Annotated in this window: 17 protein-coding genes; 11 read left to right on the top strand and 6 right to left on the bottom strand. The window is 75.4% G+C overall.

Going from position 1 to position 22788, the window contains the following annotated elements; genetic code table 11:
• The first annotated feature begins 10 nt into the window (after positions 1-10).
• Together ACFWH7_RS05650 and ACFWH7_RS05645 are read left to right on the top strand one after the other, a co-directional pair.
• The gene (locus ACFWH7_RS05650) at positions 11-1294 is read left to right on the top strand and encodes an LCP family protein (protein ID WP_378215489.1); all 1284 of its coding nucleotides are present in this window, start codon (positions 11-13) and stop codon (positions 1292-1294) included.
• 4 nt (positions 1295-1298) lie between these two features.
• Positions 1299-2747, top strand: a complete 1449-nt coding sequence (locus ACFWH7_RS05645) for an LCP family protein (protein WP_378215488.1) — start codon at positions 1299-1301, stop codon at positions 2745-2747.
• A gap of 89 nt (positions 2748-2836) precedes the next feature.
• On the opposite strand, the gene purE is transcribed toward ACFWH7_RS05645, so the two are convergent.
• A complete protein-coding gene (gene purE / locus ACFWH7_RS05640; RefSeq protein ID WP_378215487.1) occupies positions 2837-3355 on the bottom strand; it encodes a 5-(carboxyamino)imidazole ribonucleotide mutase in 519 nt (172 codons plus the stop codon).
• Entirely contained in the window at positions 3352-4593 is a 1242-nt protein-coding gene (locus tag ACFWH7_RS05635) for a 5-(carboxyamino)imidazole ribonucleotide synthase (RefSeq protein WP_378215486.1), read from the bottom strand. The genes purE and ACFWH7_RS05635 overlap by 4 nt, the downstream gene beginning before the upstream one ends.
• A gap of 137 nt (positions 4594-4730) precedes the next feature.
• Here ACFWH7_RS05635 and ACFWH7_RS05630 point away from each other — a divergent pair, with 137 nt between their 5' ends.
• Positions 4731-5255, top strand: coding sequence for a GtrA family protein (locus ACFWH7_RS05630; RefSeq protein ID WP_378215485.1), 525 nt, complete (start codon positions 4731-4733; stop codon positions 5253-5255).
• A gap of 30 nt (positions 5256-5285) precedes the next feature.
• Here ACFWH7_RS05630 and ACFWH7_RS05625 read toward each other — a convergent pair whose 3' ends face one another.
• Positions 5286-6620 carry an ATP-binding protein gene (locus tag ACFWH7_RS05625; protein WP_378215484.1) on the bottom strand — a complete coding sequence of 445 codons (1335 nt, stop codon included), beginning with the start codon at positions 6618-6620 and terminating at the stop codon, positions 5286-5288.
• A 43-nt stretch (positions 6621-6663) separates the two neighbouring features.
• The gene (locus tag ACFWH7_RS05620; RefSeq protein ID WP_031316534.1) at positions 6664-7347 is read right to left on the bottom strand and encodes a response regulator transcription factor; all 684 of its coding nucleotides are present in this window, start codon (positions 7345-7347) and stop codon (positions 6664-6666) included.
• A 105-nt stretch (positions 7348-7452) separates the two neighbouring features.
• Here ACFWH7_RS05620 and ACFWH7_RS05615 point away from each other — a divergent pair, with 105 nt between their 5' ends.
• The 5 genes from ACFWH7_RS05615 to ACFWH7_RS05595 all read left to right on the top strand — a co-directional run bounded on the left by ACFWH7_RS05615 (position 7453) and on the right by ACFWH7_RS05595 (position 17869).
• Positions 7453-9021 carry a sensor histidine kinase gene (locus ACFWH7_RS05615; protein WP_378215483.1) on the top strand — a complete coding sequence of 523 codons (1569 nt, stop codon included), beginning with the start codon at positions 7453-7455 and terminating at the stop codon, positions 9019-9021.
• Positions 9018-9761 carry a response regulator gene (locus ACFWH7_RS05610; protein ID WP_378215481.1) on the top strand — a complete coding sequence of 248 codons (744 nt, stop codon included), beginning with the start codon at positions 9018-9020 and terminating at the stop codon, positions 9759-9761. Before ACFWH7_RS05615 ends, ACFWH7_RS05610 begins: the two co-directional genes overlap by 4 nt.
• A gap of 248 nt (positions 9762-10009) precedes the next feature.
• Positions 10010-10834, top strand: a complete 825-nt coding sequence (locus tag ACFWH7_RS05605) for an ABC transporter ATP-binding protein (RefSeq protein WP_378215480.1) — start codon at positions 10010-10012, stop codon at positions 10832-10834.
• Entirely contained in the window at positions 10834-13392 is a 2559-nt protein-coding gene (locus tag ACFWH7_RS05600) for an ABC transporter permease (protein ID WP_378215479.1), read from the top strand. Before ACFWH7_RS05605 ends, ACFWH7_RS05600 begins: the two co-directional genes overlap by 1 nt.
• Before the next feature lie 172 nt (positions 13393-13564).
• Positions 13565-17869, top strand: a complete 4305-nt coding sequence (locus tag ACFWH7_RS05595; RefSeq protein WP_378215478.1) for an FtsK/SpoIIIE domain-containing protein — start codon at positions 13565-13567, stop codon at positions 17867-17869.
• 57 nt (positions 17870-17926) lie between these two features.
• On the opposite strand, the gene ACFWH7_RS05590 is transcribed toward ACFWH7_RS05595, so the two are convergent.
• Complete coding sequence (locus tag ACFWH7_RS05590; protein WP_378215477.1) at positions 17927-18400, bottom strand: hypothetical protein; 474 nt, start codon at positions 18398-18400, stop codon at positions 17927-17929.
• A gap of 236 nt (positions 18401-18636) precedes the next feature.
• On the opposite strand from ACFWH7_RS05590, the gene ACFWH7_RS05585 reads away from it, so the two are divergent.
• The gene (locus ACFWH7_RS05585; RefSeq protein WP_021481972.1) at positions 18637-18885 is read left to right on the top strand and encodes a WhiB family transcriptional regulator; all 249 of its coding nucleotides are present in this window, start codon (positions 18637-18639) and stop codon (positions 18883-18885) included.
• A gap of 147 nt (positions 18886-19032) precedes the next feature.
• Here ACFWH7_RS05585 and ACFWH7_RS05580 read toward each other — a convergent pair whose 3' ends face one another.
• Complete coding sequence (locus tag ACFWH7_RS05580) at positions 19033-20514, bottom strand: sensor histidine kinase (protein ID WP_378215523.1); 1482 nt, start codon at positions 20512-20514, stop codon at positions 19033-19035.
• Positions 20515-20659: 145 nt separating this feature from the next.
• Between ACFWH7_RS05580 and ACFWH7_RS05575 the strand changes: the two genes are divergently transcribed.
• Both ACFWH7_RS05575 and ACFWH7_RS05570 read left to right on the top strand, forming a co-directional pair.
• A complete protein-coding gene (locus tag ACFWH7_RS05575) occupies positions 20660-21160 on the top strand; it encodes a DUF2505 domain-containing protein (protein WP_378215476.1) in 501 nt (166 codons plus the stop codon).
• Between the two features lie 262 nt (positions 21161-21422).
• Positions 21423-22757 carry an ABC transporter substrate-binding protein gene (locus tag ACFWH7_RS05570; RefSeq protein WP_378215475.1) on the top strand — a complete coding sequence of 445 codons (1335 nt, stop codon included), beginning with the start codon at positions 21423-21425 and terminating at the stop codon, positions 22755-22757.
• Positions 22758-22788 lie beyond the last annotated feature (31 nt).

The following is a 22788-nucleotide window of genomic DNA, read 5'->3' as shown; positions in this document are numbered from 1 at the left end:
CTCGATGCCCGTGACGTCTCGTTCCCGTGCCCAGGCCAGCGCCGCGGCTGCCGACCGGCAGCCGCGCGGGCCGTCGCACGCGCGGGCGCTCCGCACGCACGGCGCCGCCCGGACGGTCGGCCTCGTGGCGACCGCGGTGCTCGCGTTCGGCGCGGTGGGCGGCGCGTCGGCACTGTCGAACATCCAGGGCAACATCACGAGCTCGAACATCGACGGTCTGCTCACCGACCGCCCCGAGCAGCCCGACCCCACGGACCCCAACGCGGGCAAGCCGCTCAACATCCTCGTGATGGGCTCGGACGAGCGGGGCGGCGAGAACGGGCACGAGGTCGAGGGCGTCGAGGGCATGCGCTCGGACACGACGATCCTCGTGCACGTCTCCGCGGACCGCTCGCGCGTCGAGATGGTCTCGATCCCGCGCGACTCGCGCGTCGACGTCCCGGCGTGCAACACGACGAGCGGCAGGACGACCGCACCCGCGAACACCCGCTTCAACGCCGCGTTCGCCAACGGAGCGACCGTCGGCGGCGACGTCGACTCGGCAGCCGCGTGCACCATCACGACCGTCGAGAGCCTGACCGACGTCTACGTCGACGGGTTCGTCGTCGTCGACTTCGCCGGCTTCCAGAACATGGTCACGGCGATCGGCGGCGTCCCTCTCTGCATCCCCGAGGCGATCGACTCACCCAAGGCGGACCTCAGGCTCGAGGCGGGGATGCAGACGCTCGACGGGGCCCAGGCGCTCGGGTTCGCGCGGGCCCGCTACGGCGTGGGCGACGGGTCGGACCTCAGCCGCATCGGCCGTCAGCAGCAGCTCCTCGCCGCGACGGTGAACCAGGTGCTCTCGAAGAACCTGCTCTCGGACCTCGGCCAGGTCTACGGATTCGTCGACGCGGGCACCAAGTCGCTCACCATGAGCGACAACCTCTCGTCGATCCCGAGCCTCGCCGGGCTCGCCTTCAGCCTCAAGGGCGCGACCAGTGGCAACATCACCTTCATGACCGTTCCGAACGCGCCGGACCCGCAGGACCCCGACGCGAAGGTCGTCTGGACGTCAGAGGCCGACGAGCTCTGGGCGAAGGTGCGCGCCGACGAGCCGATCGTCGCGCCCGCACCCGCCGCCGACGGGACCGCAGACGGGACCGGCGACGCCGTGGAGGCTACCGAGCCACCGTCCCGGGCCGGCGCGGACGCGCCGCCGGACGACGCGTCCTCGGAGCCCGCCCCGGTGCAGACGAAGGAAGCCGGCAAGGAGGCGTTCTCCGCCGCCGACGAGACCGCGCAGTGCGGGTGACGCCATGACCGACCCGTCGCGCGACCCCCGGTCGCTCCCCCCCAGCTTCACGCCCCAGGGCGGCCGCGCCCCCCGGCCGTCGTCCGTCGACGACGCGATCGCGGTGGGCAACAGCGGACGCGCCCAGGCGCGACCCCGCCCCGCCGTGCCCGACGACGCGGTGCGCCTCGAGCCGCGCATCAAGCGGCAGTCGTCCCGCGAGATCCCCGTGACCCCCGCGCGCAAGGGCACTCCCCCGCCAGCACCTCCCGCGCGCGCCACCCGCCCGCGGGCGAGCGCCGAGGCGTCGGCGCTCCCGCCGTCGGTCGCCCCGTCCCGCCAGCCCCGCCAGGCGACGGCGACGCCCCCGCGCGTCTCGTCGTCGCCCCACGGGGGTGCTCAGGCCGTGCCGGCGACGACGCGGAGCCGTCCGGGCGCCGCTCCCCGGCCGAGCAGCGGCCGGTCCGGGGGCGGGAGCGGCCGACCGCCGTCGGGCACGGGTGCACCGCGGACCGGTGGGAGCGGCTTCCGTGTCCGCAAGGGGCGCGTCGTCGGGCTCGTCGCGTGCGTCGTGATCGTCGCGCTCCTCGCCTGGCCGGTGGGCCTGCTCATCTGGGCCAACGGCAAGATCCAGCACGTCGAGGCTCTCTCCGGCGCTCCCGGCACGCCGGGGAACACCTACCTCCTCGCCGGCTCGGACGCGCGGGGCGAGGGCATCAGCGAGGACGGCACCGAGGGCGCGCGCACGGACACGATCATGGTCCTGCACGCTCCGTCCAGCGGTCCGGTCGCGCTCATCAGCCTGCCGCGCGACACGTACGCGGAGATCCCCGGCAACGGCGCGAGCAAGCTCAACTCGGCGTACTCGTGGGGCGGCCCGCCGCTGCTCGTGCAGACCGTCGAACAGCTCACCGGGCTCACGGTCGACCACTACGTCGAGGTCGGGTTCGGCGGGGTCGAGGGCATCGTCGACGCGGTCGGCGGCGTCGAGCTGTGCCTCGACTACGACGTCGACGACCCGAAGAGCGAGCTCGTCTGGACGGCCGGGTGCCACGTCGCCGACGGCCACACCGCGCTCGCGTTCTCGCGGATGCGCTACTCGGACCCCAAGGGCGACATCGGCCGCGCCGAGCGCCAGCGCCAGGTGATCGGCGCGATCAGCTCGAAGGCGGCGAACCCGAGCATCCTGTTCCGCCCCGGCGACCAGGTCTCGCTCCTGGACTCCGGCCTCGGGTCGCTCACGGTCGACCAGAGCACCGGCATCATCGACCTGGGCAAGCTCGCCCTCGCGTTCCGCAAGGCCAACGGCCCCGACGGCATCACCGGCACGCCGCCGATCTCGAACCCCGACTTCCGCCCGGGCGGGAACGTCGGGTCGACCGTGCAGCTGGACCCCGAGACCGTGGGCCAGTTCTGGGTCGACGTCCGCGACGGCAACCTGCCCCCGGGTCAGGTCGGCGGGCTCCCGCAGTAGTCCTCCGGCGAGATCGGCCCGCGGGTCGTCACATCGACCTTCAGGGGTCGATCCGGGACGTACGGGCCGATCTCGCGGGACGGGCGGGTCTAGGCCTCCGACCGCGACGCGCGCAGGCGGGCGCCCTTGGCGCGCGCCTGGTCGCCCAGGTCCGCCTGGAAGGCGACCATCTGGTCCCGCAGGCGCGCGGCGTCGTCGTCCGTGCCGGCCGCGAGGATGCGCGCGGCGAGCAGCCCCGCGTTGCGCGCCCCACCGACGGAGACCGTCGCGACGGGGACGCCCGCGGGCATCTGGACGATCGACAGGAGCGAGTCCATGCCGTCGAGGTGACGCAGGGGCACGGGGACGCCGATCACCGGCAGCGGCGTCACGGCGGCGAGCATGCCCGGCAGGTGCGCCGCTCCCCCGGCGCCCGCGACGATCACGCGCAGGCCGCGCTCGGCGGCGGTGCGGCCGTAGTCGATCATCTCGACGGGCATGCGGTGCGCCGAGACGACGTCGACCTCGACGGGCACGCCGAACTCGGCGAGCGCGTCGGCCGCGGCCTCCATGACGGGCCAGTCGGAGTCCGACCCCATGACGATGCCGACGACAGGGTTCTCGCTCATGCTCGCTCCTCGTTCGGGGTGCCCTCGGAGTCCTCGCCCCGCAGGATCGCGGCCGCGGCCAGGGCCCGTCGCCGGACCGCGTCCAGGTCGTCGCCGCTCACGTTCACGTGCCCGAGCTTGCGCCCGGGGCGCACGCCCTTGCCGTACAGGTTGACCTTCGCGTCGGGGAAGGCGGCGAGGACGGCGGGCAGGGCGTCGGTGAGCTCGGCGAGCGTCGAGCCGAGCACGTTCGCCATCACGGTCCAGCGTGCCGTCGGGGCTGTGTCGCCGAGCGGCAGGTCCAGGACGGCGCGCAGGTGCTGCTCGAACTGGCTCGTCACCGCGCCGTCGATGGTCCAGTGGCCGGAGTTGTGCGGGCGCATCGCGAGCTCGTTGACGAGCACGCGCGGCCCGTCCTCGCCCGCGACCTCGAACATCTCGACCGCGAGCACGCCCGTGACGCCGAGACCCTCGGCGATCCGGACCGCCGCGTCGCGTGCGCGCTCCGCCTCGGCGTCGGTGAGCCCGGGCGCGGGCGCGATCACCTCGGCGCACACGCCGTCGCGCTGGATCGACTCGACCACGGGCCAGGTCCGGACCTCGCCCCGACCGTCGATCCCCCCGGAAGGGCGGCGCGCCACGAGGACGGCCAGCTCGCGCGTGAAGGGCACCTTCTCCTCGACGAGCAGCTCGGGGCCGTCCGTGGCGGCCGCCTCGATCCACTCTGCGACCTGCTCGGCGCCGCCCTCGGCGACCGACACGACGCGCACACCCTTGCCGTCGTACCCGCCGCGCGCCGTCTTCACCACGGCCTCGCCCCCGACCTCGGCGAGGAAGTCCGCGAGAGCCGTGCGGGCGGCGTCGGGCGCGGTGGGGAGGGCGGCCCAGCGCGGGCACGGCACGCCGAGCTCGGTGAGCCGCCGGCGCATGACGATCTTGTCCTGGGCGTGCACGAGCGCGTCCGGTCCGGGGCGCACGGGCGTGCCGTGCTCGAGGAGGTCGGTGAGCAGCGCGTTCGGGACGTGCTCGTGCTCGAAGGTCAGCACGTCTGCCGGGGTCGCACCGGCGGGGGCGATGAGGGACCGGATCGCGGCCTCGTCGGACGCGACGCCCACGGGCGCGTCGACCACGACCTGGGCCGCGGACGAGTCCGGGGCCTCCACGAGCACACGCAGGTGCACGCCGAGCTCTCCGGCCGCGGGGGCCATCATGCGTGCGAGCTGTCCTCCGCCGACCACGGCGATCACTGGGGCTGCCACGTGCACCCACCCTAGTGCCTGGGCGTCACGGGTCCACGCGGGGACCGCGTGCCGGACGCCTCGGCCGTCGGCCGGCCCACCCCGTGGCGGACGGCGGCACGCGGGCGACGCTCAGGAGCGCCCGGTAGCCTCGTGGGGTGACGAGCGACCTGGACCGCCGAGCGGAGGCGGACGCGGCGGCCCTGCCGCGCCGCGAGCGCGTCCTCGCCCGGCTGCGGGAGCTCGCGAAGTTCGGGTCCGTCGGCGCGGTCGCCTACGTGGTCGACCTGGGCCTGTTCAACCTGCTCAGCTTCGGACCGGGCGAGCTCCTCGGGCACAAGCCGCTCACCGCCAAGATCGTGTCGGTCGCGGTCGCGACGCTCGTCGCGTGGGTCGGCAACCGGTACTGGACCTTCTCCGCACGCCGCACCCAGGCGCGCGGTCGCGAGCTCGCGGCCTTCGTCGTCGTCAACGTCGGCGGGATGCTCATCGCGGTGGGCTGCCTCGCGATCTCTACGTACGCGCTCGGCCTCACGTCCCCGCTCGCCAAGAACGTCTCGGCGAACGTCGTCGGGCTCGCGCTCGGCACGGCGTTCCGCTACGTCGCCTACCGACGACTCGTGTTCACGGGCGACCGTGCGGAGGACGCCCCCGCCGAACCCCAGGACGTCGCGGCACGCTGACGGGCGCGTCGCAGCCCGCGCAGCGGGACGTCAGCCGCGGCGGCGGCGCCGACGCCGACCGTGCGCGGAGACCGCGACCCCCGTCGGCAGGACCACGCGGGGGTCCAGGCGCCGTGGCACACCCGCGAGGAAGAGCGCGAACACGGCAGGACGGCGCTGCGCGAGCTCGAGACGGCCGCCGTCGGACGCCGCGAGGTCGCGCGCGAGCGCGAGCCCCAGCCCCGTCCCGGCACCGGAGGTCACCTCGCGCTCGAAGATGCGTGGCGCCAGGTCGTCGGGGACGCCGGCGCCCTCGTCCGAGACTTCCGTGACGATCGCGCCGCTCGTGCCGGACGGGCGCGCGCGGACCGTCGTCGTCCCGCCGCCGTGCTTGAGCGAGTTCTCGATGAGCGTCGCCAGGACCTGCGCGAGCGCCCCCGGCGTCGCGAGCACCTGGTACTCCGCGGGGACGTCGACGACGAGCTCGCGCCCCGCCTTGGCGAACGTCGGGACCCACTCCTCCTCCTGCTGGTGCACGACGTCGAGCAGGTTCACGGCCTCCGTCGTGCCGCCCTGGGCGCGACGCGAGGACGCCAGGAGGTCGTCGACGACGCCGACCAGGCGCTCGACCTGCTCGAGCGAGATCCGGGCCTCCTCCTGCACGGCCGGGTCGTCCGAGGCCATCGAGATCTCCTCGAGGCGCATGCTGAGCGCGGTGAGCGGCGTGCGGAGCTGGTGGGAGGCGTCGGCGGCGAACTGGCGCTCCGCGGCGAGGCGCCCCGCGAGCCGGTCGGAGCTGCGGGCGAGCTCGGCGGCGACGAGGTCGATCTCCTCGACGCCCGACGGCTCGAGCCGCGGGCGCACCTGTCCCGAGCCGAGCTGCTCGGCGGAGGCCGCGAGGTAGACGAGCGGTGCGGCGATGCGGTTGGCCTGCCACACCGCCATGCCGATGCCCGCCGCGAACGCGACGATGGCGGCGGCCACGACGAGGAGCACGACCTGCGCGGCCCGGAGATAGGCGTCCCAGTACGAGACGGTGAGCGTGACGAGCGCGCCCGACTCGGAGTGCAGGGGTTGCTCGATCCCGCGTCCGGTGACCTCCGGGCCGGCGGTGAGCACGGTGCCGTCGGGCAGCGTGACGTAGACCTGGGCCGCCGGGTCGCTCGCGCGGGGTTGGACCGCGTCCTCGATGACGTAGTCCGGGATCTCGTCGCCGGCGGCGAGCCGGGCGTCGATCGACCGGGCGAGGCGCTCGACGCGCGACGTGACGTCGTCGACCTCCCCCTGGAGCACGAACCGCGCGCCGTAGAAGGCCAGCGGGAACCCGAGGAGGATGACGGCGACGGCCACGGCCGCCACCGTCGCCTGCAGCATCCGACGCCGCACGCTGCTCCTCGCTCCCGTGTCCTGGTCCCGTGGCCGGGGTCGGTCAGCTCTCGCCGGTCTCGAAACGGAAGCCGAGACCGCGGACGGTCGAGATGTAGCGCGGCGCGTTCGCGTCGTCACCGAGCTTGCGGCGCAGCCACGACACGTGCATGTCGAGCGTCTTGGTCGAGCCGACCGGCTCGGAGCCCCACACGTCGCGCATGAGGGCGTCGCGCACGACGACCGAGCCCGCGCTCGCGACGAGCACGCGCAGCAGCTCGAACTCCTTGGTGGTCAGGTGCAGCTCGCGCTCGCCCTGGAACGCGCGGTGCGCGGAGACGTCGATGCGCACGTCCTGCGCGGCGAGCTCCTCCTCGTCCACCTGCTCGCCGTGCGAGCGGCGCAGGAGCGCCCGCACGCGGGCGAGCAGCTCGGCGAGGCGGAACGGCTTCGTGACGTAGTCGTCGGCACCGGCGTCCAGGCCCACGACGAGGTCCACCTCGTCGGCCCGGGCGGTGAGCACGAGCACCGGGGTGGTGAGGCCCTTGTGACGGATCTCGCGCGCGACGTCGAGGCCGTCCATGTCCGGAAGGCCCAGATCGAGCACCACGATGTCCGCACCGCTCGCGGAGTCGATCGCCCCTTGACCAGTTCCTTGGACGACGACGTTGTAACCCTCACGTGTCAGTGCGCGCGCCAAAGGTTCGGCAATCGCCGGGTCGTCCTCCGCTAGCAGTACGTGGGTCATTCGCTCATGCTAGGGCATCAGTACGACTTCGGTCCCATCGTGTCTCGTGAACTCTGCGACCCTGGTCGGACGCCCCGTCGCCGCCCTCTGCCTAGGCTGGAACGCATGGGATGGTACGAGCGCCTCGGGCAGTGGTCCGACGAGCACCGGTTCGGTGTGGACCTCACCGTCACGCTCGTCCTCGCGGTCGTGTTCGTGCCCGCGTCGGCGGCGTTCTCCGCGTCCGGGGCGAGCGGCGTCGGCACGAGCGGCGGCTGGGCCGCGTTCTGGGCCACGCTCCTGCTCGCTCCGCTCCCCTGGCGCCGTTCGCGCCCGCTGGCGTCCGCGATCACGGTGTACTCCGTCGCGCTCGTCCACCTGCTCGCGGGCTACCTCCTCATCTTCCCCGCCGACTTCGCGGTGCTCGTCGCGCTCTACTCCGTCACGGTCTACGGTCCCCGCTGGGCGCACCGGACGGCCATCGTGTCCTCCCTCGTCGGGGCGGTCGTCCTCGGGATCGCGCTCGGCCTGCTGTCCGGTCGTCTCACCGACCTCGCGACGATGGTCTTCTTCACGTCTGCGTTCGGCGGCATGACCTTCCTCGCGGTGTGGGCGTTCGGCCTCGTGCGCCGCTCCCGGCGCGAGACGATCGCCGCGCTCGTCGACCGCGCGGAACGGCTCGAGATCGAGCGCGACCAGCAGGCGCAGATCGCGACCGCCGCCGAGCGGGCCCGTATCGCGCGCGAGATGCACGACATCGTCGCCCACTCGCTCTCCGTCGTCATCGCCCAGGCCGACGGCGGCCGGTACGCCGCCGCCCACGACCCCGAGGCCGCGACGCGCGCGCTCGCGACCGTGTCCGAGACCGGCCGCACGGCGCTGGCGGACATGCGCCGGCTCCTCGGCGTCCTCCGGTCGGAGCCGCCGCGCGTCGTCGTGCCCCCGGGCGCCGCCGTCGGGCCGTCCGGGACGCTCGCGCTGCCGTCGGGACGCGGCGCGGCCGGGACACCGCCCGACGGCTCGCCCTACGGGCCCGCCGCACCCGGGCACCCGGCGCCCGCGAGCGCCGCGACGGCGGCGCTCGAGCGAGCGCCCCAGCCGGACACGGCGGACCTCGAGACGCTCGTCGCGCAGGTCCGCGACAGCGGGATGCGCGTGTCGTTCGTCCGCGTCGGCCAGGCGCGTCCGCTGCCGCCCGGGGCCGGGCTCACGGTCTACCGCGTGTGCCAGGAGGCGCTGACCAACGTGCTCAAGCACGCCGGTCCCGACCCGGAGGTCACCGTCGTCGTGCGGTGGGGCGTCGCCACCCTGGACCTCGAGGTCGAGGACGACGGGCGGGGCGCGTCGACGTCCGCCGCGGCGCGCCAGGACGCCCGGCCCGGCGGCTACGGCGTGCTCGGCATGCGCGAGCGTGCCGCGCTCTTCGGCGGGTCCGTACAGGTGGGTCCGCGTCCCGGAGGCGGCTTCCGCGTGCACCTGCGCATCCCCGTGCCCGCCCTGCCGGGCGCCCCGCCCGGGCCCGGCGCGCTCCCCCGGGCCTCGGGACAGCCCGGCCCCGCACGGCCGCCCGCGCCGTCGGGCAGGATGGCTCCGGGCCGCCCGTCCGCCGCGACGACCCCGCTGCCACCGCCACCGCCGGTCGGGCCCGACTCCTCGCACCCGGCCCTCGACCGACCGACCGACAGGACACCATGACCGACGCCTTCCCCGTCCCCGACGGGGCGTACGCCGCAGACCCGCTCGAGCCCCTCGAGCCGGTGCGCATCGCGCTCGTCGACGACCAGCAGCTCGTGCGCGCGGGCTTCCGCATGGTCATCGACTCGCAGCCGGACCTCACCGTCGCGGTGGAGGCGGGGGACGGGCTCCAGGCGCTGCGCCTCCTCGCGGACCACCCGGTCGACGTCGTGCTCATGGACGTCCGCATGCCCCACCTCGACGGGCTCCAGACGACCGCCCGGCTCACCGCCGCCGCGGCCGACGGCGCGCACGCGCCCAAGGTCATCGTCCTGACCACGTTCGACCTCGACGAGTACGTGCTCGAGGCCATCCGCTCCGGCGCGAGCGGGTTCCTCCTCAAGGACGCGCCGCCCGAGGAGATGCTCGCGGCGATCCGCACGGTGCACCGCGGCGACGCCGTCATCGCACCGTCGTCCACGCGACGCCTGCTCGAGCACCTGGTGACCGCGCTGCCCGCCGAGCAGGTCGAGGACTCCCCTGCGCACGCCGCCGTCGAGGGCCTCACCGAGCGCGAGCGCGAGGTCCTCGTCCTCATGGCGCGCGGCCGGTCCAACACCGAGATCGCGGGCGACCTGTTCGTCGCCGAGGCGACGGTCAAGACGCACGTGGGCCGCATCCTCGCCAAGCTCGGCGCGCGCGACCGCGTCCAGGCCGTCGTCACGGCCTACGAGACGGGCCTGGTCCGCCCGGGCGCCTGACCCCGCCCGTCCCGACGACGCCCCACCGGTCCCCGGACCCGTGGGGCGTCGTCGTGTCAGCCCTCGGCACCGGGCCTCTACGACCACGGGATGACCCGCCTCCCGCGCAGGACCCGACCCTCGCCGGACGCGGCGGGGCGGGCCCGGTCCGTAGCGTCGTCCACGATCCCCGCGCACGCCTCCGACCTGGTCGGCGCGAGCGCGCGACGGACCGACGACGACCCTCGACGACGTACTCAGGAGATGACGTGGACACGACCGTGTACCGCCCCACCGACCCCGCCCCCGCCGGCCCGCCCGCGGTCCGGGCCCGCTCGCTGCGCAAGACCTACGGCACGGGCGAGGCGGCGGTGCACGCGCTCGACGGCGTGGACGTGGACTTCGAGCGCGGCCACTTCACGGCGATCATGGGACCGTCGGGCTCGGGCAAGTCGACGCTCATGCACCTGCTCGCAGGGCTCGACACCGCGACGAGCGGCCACGCCTTCATCGGCGACACCGAGGTCACGGGCCTGAACGACAACGCGCTCACGCAGCTGCGCCGCGACCGGGTGGGCTTCGTGTTCCAGTCGTTCAACCTCCTGCCCATGTTCACCGCGGAGCAGAACATCACGCTGCCCGTCGAGCTCGCGAACGGCAAGGTCGACCGCGCATGGTTCGACACCCTGGTGCGCACGCTCGGCCTCGAGGCGCGCCTCAGCCACCGGCCGAGCGAGCTGTCCGGCGGGCAGCAGCAGCGCGTCGCCATCGCGCGCGCCCTCATCGCCGGCCCGGAGGTCGTCTTCGCCGACGAGCCGACGGGCAACCTCGACTCGCGCTCGGGTGCGGAGGTGCTGAGCTTCCTGCGCCGGTCGGTCCGCGAGCTCGGACGCACGATCATCATGGTCACGCACGACCCGACGGCCGCCGCCTACGCGGACCGCGTCGTGCTCATCGCCGACGGTCGCATCGCGGGCGACATCACCGATCCGACGCCCGAGTCGGTGCTCGCGGGGCTCGACGCGCTGCGCACGCTCGAGGCGCCCGGCGCCGACGGCTCCGCCCCGACGACGTCGCAGGCGGTGCGCGCCTGATGTTCCGCCTCACCCTGGCGCAGATGCGCCGCAGCATCGGCCGCCTCGTCGCGGCCGGCGTCGCGATCGTCATCGGGACGGCCTTCGTCACGGCGACGCTCATCGCGGGCAACGTCATGACCCAGACCACGAACGACTCCATCGCCGCACAGTTCGCGGACGCGGACCTCGTCGTGTCCGCGCCGAGCGACCTCACGGCGTCCGACGTCGACGCGCTGCGCTCCGTGCAGGGCGTCGACGCGGTCGACGCGGTGCAGTTCATCTACCTCGACCTGTCGCACGGCGCGAAGCGCGTGTTCCAGCTCGGCGTCCCGGCGCCGTCCGACCCGCGCTTCGAGGCGCTCGAGGTCGTGGAGGGCTCCCTGCCGACCGCGCCCGGCCAGGTCTCCCTCCCCACCGCCGTCGCCGAGCGCCTCGGCGTCGGGATCGGCGACACGGTCACGGGCTCGCGCAACGTGTGGGACGGGTCCGCGCCCGAGGGCGGCACGTTCGAGGAGGTCCGCGACGACCTGACCGTCGTCGGGACGACCGACGACCCGTACGGCGCGTACGCCCAGATGGGCGGGGCCGTCGTCGTGACGGCCGAGGACGTGGCCGCGTGGCAGGCCGCGCAGGCGATGCCCGACGAGCCGGAGCGCACCTACTCCGCCGCGATGGTGGGGCTCGCCCCGGGCACCGACCTCGAGACCGCCCGCGCGGCCCTCGTCGCCGCGTCGCCGGACGAGGCCGAGGCCGTCACCCCCGACGAGCACGCCCAGGCCCAGGCCCAGAAGATGACGGGTGGCCAGGACGTCTTCACGTACGTCATCCTCGGCTTCGCCGCCGTCGCGCTGCTCGTCGCGGCGCTCGTCATCGCGAACACGTTCCAGGTGCTCGTCGCGCAGCGCACGCGCACCCTGGCCCTCCTGCGCGCCGTCGGCGCGAACCGCTCGCAGCTCGCCCGGTCGGTCCTGTCCGAGGCGACGATCCTGGGCGTCCTGGCCTCCGTGGGCGGCATCCTGCTCGGCTGCCTGCTCACCCAGGTCGCGCTCCTCGTGGCTCGCGGTGCCGACCTGGGCGTGCCGATCCCGTCGACCATCACGGTGACGCCCGCGGTCGTGCTCGTGCCTCTGCTCGTGGGAACCCTCGTGACGGTCGTCGCGTCGTTCGCCCCGGCGCGGGCCGCCACGCGCGTCGCGCCGCTCGAGGCGCTGCGCCCCGCCGACGCGCCGAGCCTGACGCGCGGCGGGGGCCGCGTGCGCCTCGTGATCGCGACCCTGCTCACCCTCGGGGGCCTCGCCGTCCTCGGCGGCGGGATCTGGCTCGGCAGCACCGGCAGCCCCGAGATCGGCCTCCTCGCCGGGGTCGCGGGCGGCGCCCTGTCGTTCGTCGGCGTCCTCGTCGGCGCCGTGTACTGGCTGCCGGGCGTCGTGTCGTTCGTGGGCCGGCTGCTCGCCGGCACCGGGTCGACGGCGCGGCTCGCCACGGCGAACACCCTGCGCAACCCGCGCCGCACCACGGCGACGAGCACCGCGCTGCTCATCGGCGTCACGCTCGTCGCGATGATGTCGACCGGGGCCGCCAGCGCCCGCACGTCCCTCGACGCGGCGCTCGACGACCAGTACCCGGTCGACGTCCTCGTCGCGACGGACACGTACGGCTCGACGGGCGACGCCGTGCCGAACGACGTCGTGCGAGCCGTCTCCGGGACCGACGGCGTCTCGCGAGTCGTCGAGCTCGTGGCGGCGACCGTGACGCTGCCCGACGGCTCGGAGCAGACCGTGCACGGCGTCGACCCGGAGCAGGCGCGCAGCGTGGTCCGCTCGCCCGAGCCGCTCGCGCCGTTCGCCGAGGGCACGCTCATGGTCCCCGAGCAGAGCGCCGAGACGTGGGGCATCGCGGACGGCGACGACCTCGAGCTCACCGGCCCGGAGGGCGCGACGCTCGACGTGGTGGCGCGCGTGGGGGCGGTCGGGGGGTCGTGGCTGCTCACCACGGACGACGCACGGACGGTCGACCCGGGCGCGGTCGCGTCGCGCCTGTGGGTCGGGCTCGACCCCACCGCCGACGCTTCGCAGGTCGTCCCGGCGATCCAAGACTCGATCGTCGAGGTGGACGCCCCGGTCGAGGTCGCGGGTGCGGCGGTCGAGCGGGCGGTCATGGAGAGCATGATCGACACGGTCCTCGGGGTCATCGTGGGGCTCCTCGCCGTCGCGGTCGTCATCGCCCTCATCGGCGTGGCGAACACCCTCTCGCTCTCCGTCATCGAGCGGCGCCGGGAGTCCGCGACGCTCCGGGCGATCGGGCTCAGCCGTGCGCAGCTGCGGTGGATGCTCGCGATCGAGGGCATGCTCATCGCGGGCGTGGGAGCGGTCCTCGGCATCGTGCTGGGCGTCCTGTACGGGTGGGCCGGTGCGGCGACGGCGCTCAGCATCATGGGCGACGTGTCGCTCGCGGTGCCGTGGCGGGACGTCGCGCTCGTGCTGGTCGTCGCGCTCGTGGCGGGGCTCGTCGCGTCCGTCGTGCCCGGCCGGACGGCCGCCCGCACGTCGCCCGTCGCGGCGCTCGCCGTGGACTGAGCCGCGGCTCGTCGGGCCTGACGGTCGACGCGCGCCCCTGTGGACGGACCTCCGTCCACAGGGGCGCGCGCGTTCCCGGGCGGGGAGGTCGCCCTGTCCGGCACCATCGCCACGTGCAGCCCGCCCCGACTCCCCCGTCACCGCCCCCGCGCCGCCCGCGTCCGAGCGCGCCGTGACCCGGGACGAGGCGTGGCTGCGCGTCACGGTGCACCCGGCCACGGACGTCCTGCTCCCGCCCGGGGCGCGCCTGGGCGACCTGCGCGCCGGTCTCGCCGAGCTCGTGTGCCGCCCGGAGCTGCGCACCGCCGCCCTGCTCGTGGACGGCGTCCCGGTCGACGACGACCAGCGCTGCGGGACCCGCCCCCTGCTCCCCGGGGCGACGGTCGCCGTCGTGCCCGCAGGCGGGAGGCCGGTCGCCGGGGCGGCCCGCCCGGACGCCATGCTCGCCGCGCCGCTCCACGTCGCCGTCCTCGCCGGCGGGGACGCGGGGCGGCTCGTCGCCATCCCGGAGGGCGCGGGACGTACGCGGGTCGACGCGCTCGACGTCCGCCGCCGCAGCACGCGCCGCGGCACGCGGGTCCGCGTCCGCGCACCGCGCGGCACCCGGCGCGTGCCCGACGACGCCGCGGTCCTCGTCGCACGACCGGCCCGGGCCGGCCGCCGGGTCGCCTCGTGGCGCACGGTCCGGTGGCGCACGGGCGACGCCCTCGCGACCCCCCACGGCGTCTACGCCCTGCGACCGCGCCCCGTCCTCGTGCACGGACCCCGCACCGGCCCCGTCGACCCGGCCTCCGTCGACGCGTCGCCCGGTCGGCCGAGCGCCGCCCACCTCGCGACCGCGGCCGTGCCCGCGGTCGCGTCGCTCGCCCTCGCCGTGACGTTCCGCCAGCCGCTGTACGCGCTGCTCGCCCTCGCCGGGCCGCTAGCGCTCCTCGTCCCCGCGCTCGTCGAGGCCCGCCGACGCCGCGTGGCCCGCCGGGGCGGTCGAGGTCCGGGCCCGGGGTCCGACGCGAGGCGATCGCCCGGTGACGACGACGCGCGGGCGACGGCGCCCGTCGACCCGCTCCGCCCTCGGCCCGCAGACGCGCTCACCTGGGCGACGCTCGCCCGGCTCGCGCCGGTCGCCACGCCGCCCGGTGGGCCTCCGCGGGGCCCGGGCGCCGACCGGGGCGCCGCCGTGGTCGCGCCCGTGCGGCTCCCCGACGGCTGCGTCGCCGTCGTCGGCCCCCGTGCCCTCGCGCTCGCCGCCGCGCGGGCCGTGCTCGGGGAGCTCCTGTCGACGGGTGCCGTCCCGACGTTCCGGCACCCGCCGCACGCCGCGGCCGACTGGGCCTGGTGCCGCTGGCTCCCTCGGGCGAGCGTCGTCGGCTCGCTGGACGCCGCACGACCGCCGACCGGCCCGGCCGCCGTCCTCGTCGTCGACGGGGCCCCGCCCGCGGGCGAGCTCGCCCGGGCGTGGGAGCGGCTCGGGGCCGCGGGGACCGACCTGCTCCTCGTGCTCGACGACGTGGCCCGCGTCCCGGCGTGGTGCCGGACGGTCGTGGACGTGGCAGGCCCGACCGTCGTGGTCACCGGCCCGGACGACGCACGCACCGTGCGCGAGCACGTCGGGGCGAGCGAGGAGTGGGCCGTCGCGCTCGCCCGTCGGCTCGCCGCGGCGGACCACCTCGGCCGGCTGGACGGCACCGGCCCGGCCGGGCACGACCCCGGCGACCCGACCTCGACCTCGCTGCCGGCGGACGTCGCGCTCGGCGACCTCCTCGGACTGCCGGGCGAGCCGGACGACCTCACGGCGTGGGTCGACGCCCGCTGGCAGGACGCGGCGCAGCGCGACGGGACCGGCCTGCGGGCCGCGCTGGGCGTCGGGGCCGGGGGCGCACCGGTGACCGTGGACCTCGTCCGCGACGGCCCGCACGTGCTCGTCGCCGGGACCACGGGGGCGGGCAAGTCGGAGCTCCTCCAGACCCTCGTCACGGGGCTCGCGCTCGGGCGCTCGCCCGCGGAGCTGTCGATCGCGCTCATCGACTTCAAGGGCGGCGCGAGCTTCGGGGCGTGCGGGCTCCTGCCCCACGTCGTGGGCACGGTGACCGACCTCGACCCGGGTCTCGCCGGCCGCGCGCTCGCCGGGCTGCGGTCCGAGCTGCGCCGGCGCGAGCGCGTGCTCGCCGCGGTGGGCGCGACCAGCGTCGACGAGCTCCCCCGAGGACGCCTGCCGCGGCTCGTCGTCGTGGTGGACGAGTTCCGTGCGCTCGTCGACGACCTGCCGGACCTGCTGCCCGGCCTGCTGCGCGTCGCCGCCCAGGGACGCTCCCTCGGCGTGCACCTCGTGCTGGCGACGCAGCGGCCCGCCGGGGCGGTGAGCGCCGACGTGCGGGCCAACATCACCCTGCGCCTCGCCCTGCGGGTGGTCGACGCCGCCGACTCGCGCGACGTCGTCGAGTCACCGCTCGCGGCGCTCGTCCCGGCCTCCGCGCCGGGGCGGCTCGTCCTGCGCCGGGGCGCCGAACCTCCGCTCGCCGTGCAGTGCGCCCGGGCCGGGGCGCCGGCGCACGGCTCGGCTTCGGGCGCGCGCGGCGCTCCCCCGTGGGGCGTCGCACGAGGGCTCCCCCGCGAAGACTCACCCGCGCGCGACGACGGACACGCGCCCGGAGAGGGAACGGGCCGGCCCGCTGACGACCGGCTGCACCGGATCGTGGCCGCCGCTCGCGACGTCGCGGAGCGCGCCGGACTGCGCCCGGCGCCGCCGCCGTGGCTACCCGCCCTGCCCGACCGGGTCGGGCAGGACGACCTCGCGGACCTCGCGCGCGCGACCGGAGCGGCGGCGTACGACGGCGACCCGGGGACAGACGGCCTCCCGGGCGACGCCGCCTACCCCGGCGACGGTCGGGCCGGCTCCGGGGTCGGCGCCGGGGGTGGCGGGGTGCTCGCCGAGGTCGCGACGCTGCCCGTCGCGCTCGGCGACGTCCCCGACCTGCAACGCCGGACGGTCGTCCGGTGGGACCCCCGGGACGGGCACCTCGCCGTGCTGGGCCGCGCCCGCTCGGGCCGGACGACGGCGCTGCTGACCGTGGGACGGGCCGCGCTCGCGCGCGGGTGGGTGGTCCACGCCGTCGGGTCGGGTCTCGCCGACCTCGCGTCCCGTCCCGGGGCGGGGACGGTCGTCGACCGCGACGACCCGCGTCGCCTCGTCCGCCTCCTGCGGCTGCTCGCCGGTCACGACGACGGCCAGGGGCGCCCCGCGGGGACCGACGCCGCCGACCGGGTCCTCCTGCTCGTGGACGACGTCGGCGCCGTCCGGTCGGCCCTCGCGGGCGTGGCGGGCGGTGCCGGCGCCGACGCGCTCGCTGACGTGCTCGCCGGCCCCGCCGCGGTCGCCGTGGGGTGCGCCAGCCCGACGGTGGCGGGGCTGTCGTCGCTGGTCGGAGTGCGCGCGGTCATGGTGTCGCGCGACCGTCACGACGACGTGGCGCTGGGCGTGCCCTCCGCGCTCGCCGGACGGGGAGGCCCGGCAGGGCGGGCCGTGTGGCTCGGTCCCGGCGAGCCGTTCCTGTGCCAGGTCGCCCTCCCCGCGCAGCGACCGCCGGAGCGCGCTCCTGGGAGGCAGGCGCCCCCGGCCGCCGCCGGGTCGGGCGCACCGGACCGAGACGCCCGGCCCGGCGCGTTCCGGCTCCAGGCGCTGCCCGCGCGGGTCGTCCCCGCCGACCTCGCCACCCCGGACCCGCGCCTCACGTCGGCCGGTCCGGGCCTCGCGTCGGCCGGTCCGGGCCCCGAACCGGCAGGTTCGCGGCTCGCGTCGGCCGCGCTCCACGTCCCGGTGGGTCGGGGCGGCGACACGGCCGTCACGGTCGCGCTGGACGTGTCGGGCGGAGCGCTCGTGGTCGGCCCGCCCGGCTCGGGTCGCACGAGCGCGCTGACCCTCCTCGCGCGGCACGTCGCGCGCGCGGGCACCCTGCGTGCGGTCATCGCCCGCGACGACGCGCTCGCCGGAGCCGCCGGGCCCGGGACGCGAGTGGTCCGGCGGTACGCGCCGGCCGACGTCGGCACGCTCCTCGACGCCCTCGCCGCCGGCACGCGCGAGAACGGTCCACGGGGACTGCCTGGCGTGGTCGTGGTCGACGACCTGGACGTCCTCGTCCAGCTCTGCGTGGTCGAGGGCGAACGGCTCGCGGCAGCGTGCCGGGACGGCCTCGTGCTCCTCGCGTCCGCGACGACCGGCGGCGCCGCGTCGGCGCTGCGCGGCCCGCTCGCAGACCTGCGCGGCGTGCGCGCCGGCATCGTCCTCGCGCCGGGCGAGCGCGGCAGCACCGAGGTGTTCGGTCGTGGCCTCGAGTGGCTCGCCGAGCCGGGGCGGCCGCGGCCCGGCCGCGGGGCGCTCGTCCAGGGCGCCCGGCTCACCCCGGTGCAGCTCGCGCTTCCTTCGGCGGGCGGTCGACGCTCAGGGGCGTCCGGGCACGCGCAGCCAGGGCGTCAGGCGTGACGCATCAGGCGCCCGGGTGCCAGGCCGCGGCCCGGGAGTTAGGCCGCTGCCCGAGCGTCAGGCCGCGGCCCGGGAGTCACGGGTCGTGGCCTCGACGACCGGACGCAGCATGAGGAGGACGAAGACCACCACGGCGAGCACGAGCGCGGCGACGACCCACGGCGTGACGCCCACCTGGAGCGAGCTGATCGCCACGACGGCCTGGAGGATCTGCCACGTCGCGACCGGCGACCGCGCCCAGCGCTGCCCGCGCAGCAGGCCGCGCAGGCTCGCGGCGAGCACCGCGGCGACGCCCAGCGCGAAGACGACGAGGAACACGCTGACCCCGAACGACTGCGACCCGCCGCGCACGAGCTCGACGAGGAGGAGGACCGCGCCGACGACGAGGACCGCGACCTCGATCCCGACCCCGACGAGGAGCGCGGTCAGCGCCGGGGGTCGCGACGCGCCGTCGGGCGCCGGATCAGGCGTCGGGACGGGCGTCGTCGGGGGCTGCTCGGGCGGCTGTCCGGAGGGCTTGCGGGGAGGCACGATCACCCAGCGTACGCGCCGACCTGCGGCTTCACACCCGTGTGACGAAGACCTCACGATTCATGCGACGGAAACTTTCTCGTAACCCCTTGTGCTGCGCTTCACGAGGTGTGAACCTGGTTCAAGCATCAATCACCCCCGCCTCGAGCCCTGGTCCAGGTAGCCCCCTGCCGGGCATCACCGCGACGAGTCATCACCTCGCGACCAGGCTCCCCTCTGCCAAGGAGACGACGATCATGGACTGGCGCCACCGCGCAGCCTGCCTCGACGAAGACCCCGAGCTCTTCTTCCCCATCGGCAACACCGGACCCGCGCTCCTCCAGATCGAGGAGGCGAAGGCCGTGTGCCGTCGCTGCGACGTCGTCGACACGTGCCTCAAGTGGGCCATCGAGTCCGGGCAGGACGCGGGCGTCTGGGGCGGCCTCTCCGAGGACGAGCGGCGCGCCCTCAAGCGCCGCACCGCCCGCGCGCGCCGCGCCGGCTGACCACGCTCCGCCCGCCACGGGCGTCGAGCAGCACGTCGACGACGGGCCGTCACCCTCCGGGGTGGCGGCCCGTCGTCGTACCAGGCAGTCGCACCGGGCGGTCCTCCCGGCCAGTCGTCCCAGGCGGTCCTGCCGGGACCCGAGGGTTCAGCCCTGCCGGTTGCCGTCGCGCAGGACGAGCGCGAGCACGACCTGGGTGCCCCCGCCGGGTCGCGGCGACCACTCGATGGTGCCGCCGAGCTCGTTCGTGACGAGCGTGCGCACGATCTGCGTCCCCAGGCCGCTCTTCGCGGCCTTGCCCGCCCGGGCGACGTCGCCGTCGGGCATGCCGACGCCGTCGTCCGCGACCACGATGCGCAGCGCGGAGCCCTCGCGCTCCACCGCGACCTCGACGGTCCCGGTGTCCTGCTTCGCGAGGCCGTGCTCGACCGCGTTGGTGACGAGCTCCGTGAGGATGAGCGCGAGCGGGGTCGCGTCCTCCGCCGGCACGAGGCCGAAGCTCCCGGTGCGGACGGTGCGCACGCTCGTGTCCGCGGACGCGACGTCGGCGGCGAGGCGCAGCGCGCGGCCGACCATGTCGTCGAACTCGACCTCCTCGTCGAGCGTCTGCGACAGGCTCTCGTGCACGAGCGCGATCGTCGCGACGCGGCGCATGGCCTCCTCGAGGGCCGCGCGCGCCTCGGGCACGTCCATCCGTCGGGCCTGGAGGCGCAGGAGCGCGGCGACGGTCTGGAGGTTGTTCTTCACGCGGTGGTGGATCTCGCGGATCGTCGCGTCCTTGGTGATGAGCTCGCGCTCGCGCCGCCGCAGCTCCGACACGTCGCGGCACAGCAGGACGGCGCCGATGCGCTGACCCGACTCGGTGAGCGGAAGCGCTCGCAGCGACAGCGCGACGCGCTGCGCCTCGATCTCCGTGCGCCACGGCGCCCGGCCCATGACCACGAGCGGGAGCGACTCGTCGACCGGGGTCTGGTGCTCGATGAGGTCGGCCGTGACCTCGGCGAGCGACCGCCCGACGAGCGGACCGATGACGCCGAGGCGGTGGAAGCAGCTCAGCGCGTTGGGGCTCGCGTAGAGGACCTCGCCCTCGGAGTTCAGCCGGATGAGGCCGTCACCGACGCGCGGCGCGCCGCGCCGCGGCCCGGTCGCGGCGTTCGGGAAGGGGAACTCCCCGCGCGAGATCATCGCGATGAGGTCGTCGGCAGCCTCGACGTAGTTGAGCTCGAGGCGGCTGGGCGTGCGCCCGCTCCCGAGGTTGGTCTGCCGCGCGACGACGGCGATCGCCTTCCCGGAGTGCAGCACCGGGATCGCCTCCTCGCGCACGGCGTACGCGCCGAACCAGCGCGGCTCGCGCGAGCGCTGCGACCGCACCTCGGTGAGCGCGCGCTCGAGCTGCGGGCGCTGCCCCTCGGGGGCGAACGATCCGACGATGTCGTCGTAGTGGACGGTCGCGCCCGTCGACGGCCGGCACTGGGAGACGGCGACGAAGTTGCCGTCGCTCGTGGGCAGCCACAGCACGAGGTCGGCGAACGCGAGGTCGGAGATCACCTGCCAGTCGCCCACGAGCAGGTGCAACCACTCGTTGTCCGCCGGGCTGAGGTCGGCGTGGCGGGAGATGAGGTCACTCATGGCAGACACGGACCCCAGCGTAAGGGGGCCGGACCGGTAGAGTCCCCTCAGCGCCCGCGCGCGCGGTCGCCCGAACCCGCCGACCGGCCCGGCGGCCGACCCGCACGGGTCGGCGGCAGGTCGGCCCGTGGCCCGAGGAGGTCCCGTGCACCTGAGCGTCGAGCTCCGCTACCCCGCCGCCGTCCCCGTGGTCGGCGCGATGCTCGCCGACGAGGAGTTCGTCCGCTGGCGCGCCGCACGCTCCGGCGGCGCCGGGGCCCGCGTCGAGCAGGTCGACGTCACCGGCGGCGCCGTCGAGGGGTTCACGGTGACGGTCCGCCGCACCCTGCCCACCGACCAGATCCCGGCCCACGTCCGGTCCTTCGTCGGGGGCCAGCTCGAGATCCGTCAGGCCGAGGCGTGGGAGCCCGAGCGCGGCGGCGAACGGTCGGGGACCGTGTCGCTCGAGATCACCGGCGCCCCCGTACGGCTCACCGGGACGGTGACGCTCGCCCCCGACGGCGACGGGACCGTCGAGCGTTACGCCGGCGAGGTGAAGGCCTCGGTGCCGCTGTTCGGGGGCGCGATCGAGCAGGCGGCCGCGGAAGCCGTCCGTGCAGCGCTCGCAGCGGAGGAGTCCGCGGGCCGGGAGTGGCTCGCGCGCTGACGCCGTCGGGCACGCGGTCAGCCCCGGAGAGCCGGTCTCGAACCGGTAACGATTTCCACAAAACCCTACCGGTCGGTTGGCCGTGGAAACGTCCTGACCTGCGGGAACGTCGGAGTGGGAGCGCGACCACACCGTTGCCGTCGCGACGGTGGCTTGACAGGGGTTCGGCCGGGAAAGCACGATCACCCCGTTGTGTGGAAGCGCTACCACATTGGAGGTGGGAGCGCTGCCACGACCCCGCCCCACCGACAAGGGAGTCACCGTGCTGAGCAGCACCCGTACGACCCGCCGGCCCCGCAAGGCGATCACCGCCGTCGCAGGCCTCGCGGCCATCACCATCACCCTGACCGCGTGCTCGAGCGGCTCCGGCTCGAACGACGACGAGACGGGCTCCGGCGACGGCGAGAAGATCACCCTCACCGTGGCCACGTTCAACGACTTCGGCTACACGGACGAGCTCCTCGCCGCGTACACCGAGGAGCACCCGAACGTCACGGTCAAGCAGACCAAGGCCGCCAAGTCCGAGGACGCGCGCACCAACCTCACGACCAAGCTCGCCGCCGGCGGCGAGGGCCTGGCGGACATCGAGGCCATCGAGGTCGACTGGCTCCCGGAGCTCATGCAGTTCCCCGACCTCTTCACCGACCTCACCGACTCGGCGCTCGACGGCCGCTGGGTGGACTGGAAGGTCCAGCAGGCCACGACGCCGGACGGCAAGCTCATCGGCTACGGGACCGACATCGGCCCGAGCGCGATCTGCTACCGCCAGGACCTCTTCGAGGCCGCCGGCCTGCCGACCGACCCCGCCGAGGTGGCGGAGCTCCTCGGTGGCGAGGACGCGACGTGGGACGACTACTTCGCCGCGGGCAAGACCTTCGTCGCCGCGAGCGACGCGGCCTGGTACGACTCGGCCATGTCGATCTCGCAGGGCATGGTCAACCAGATCGACAACGCCTACGAGGAGTCCGACGGCACGCCCAAGGACCTCGCGACGAACCAGCCGATCATCGACATCTACAACACCGTCCTCGAGCAGTCGACGACGAACGAGCTGTCGGCGGGCCTCGAGCAGTGGTCGCCCGACTGGGACGCCGCGTTCCAGAACAACGGCTTCGCGACGATGATCTGCCCCGCGTGGATGACCGGCCCGGTCGAGGAGCGCTCGGGTGGCGTCACCGGCTGGAACGTCGCGGACGTCTTCCCCGGCGGCGGCCTCAACTGGGGCGGCTCGTTCCTCACGGTCCCGGCCTCCGGCCCGAACGCCGAGGCGGCCAAGGAGCTCGCTGCCTGGCTCACCGACCCGGCGCAGCAGACGACGGCCTTCGAGAACGCGGGCACGTTCCCGTCGCAGATCGAGGCGCAGGAGTCCGACGCCGTGCAGTCGTTCACGAACGACTTCTTCAACAACGCCCCGGTCGGCACGATCTTCGTGAACCGTGCGCTCGCGATCGACAGCGCCCCGTTCAAGGGCGCCAACTACTTCTCGATCCACACGACCGTCCAGGACGGCATCAAGCGCGTGGACGTCGAGAAGACCGACGACGCCGCGGCCTCGTGGCAGAAGACGATCCAGTCCTTCCAGGACCTGGGCCTGTGACCTGACGGGGCCGGGGCGGCACCACGGTGCC

The organism is Cellulosimicrobium cellulans, from assembly GCF_042723955.1.
Classification (GTDB): Bacteria; Actinomycetota; Actinomycetes; order Actinomycetales; family Cellulomonadaceae; genus Cellulosimicrobium; species Cellulosimicrobium cellulans_H.
The sequence above is the reverse complement of the archived record's forward strand: the minus strand, read 5'-3'. Positions and strand labels throughout refer to the sequence as shown.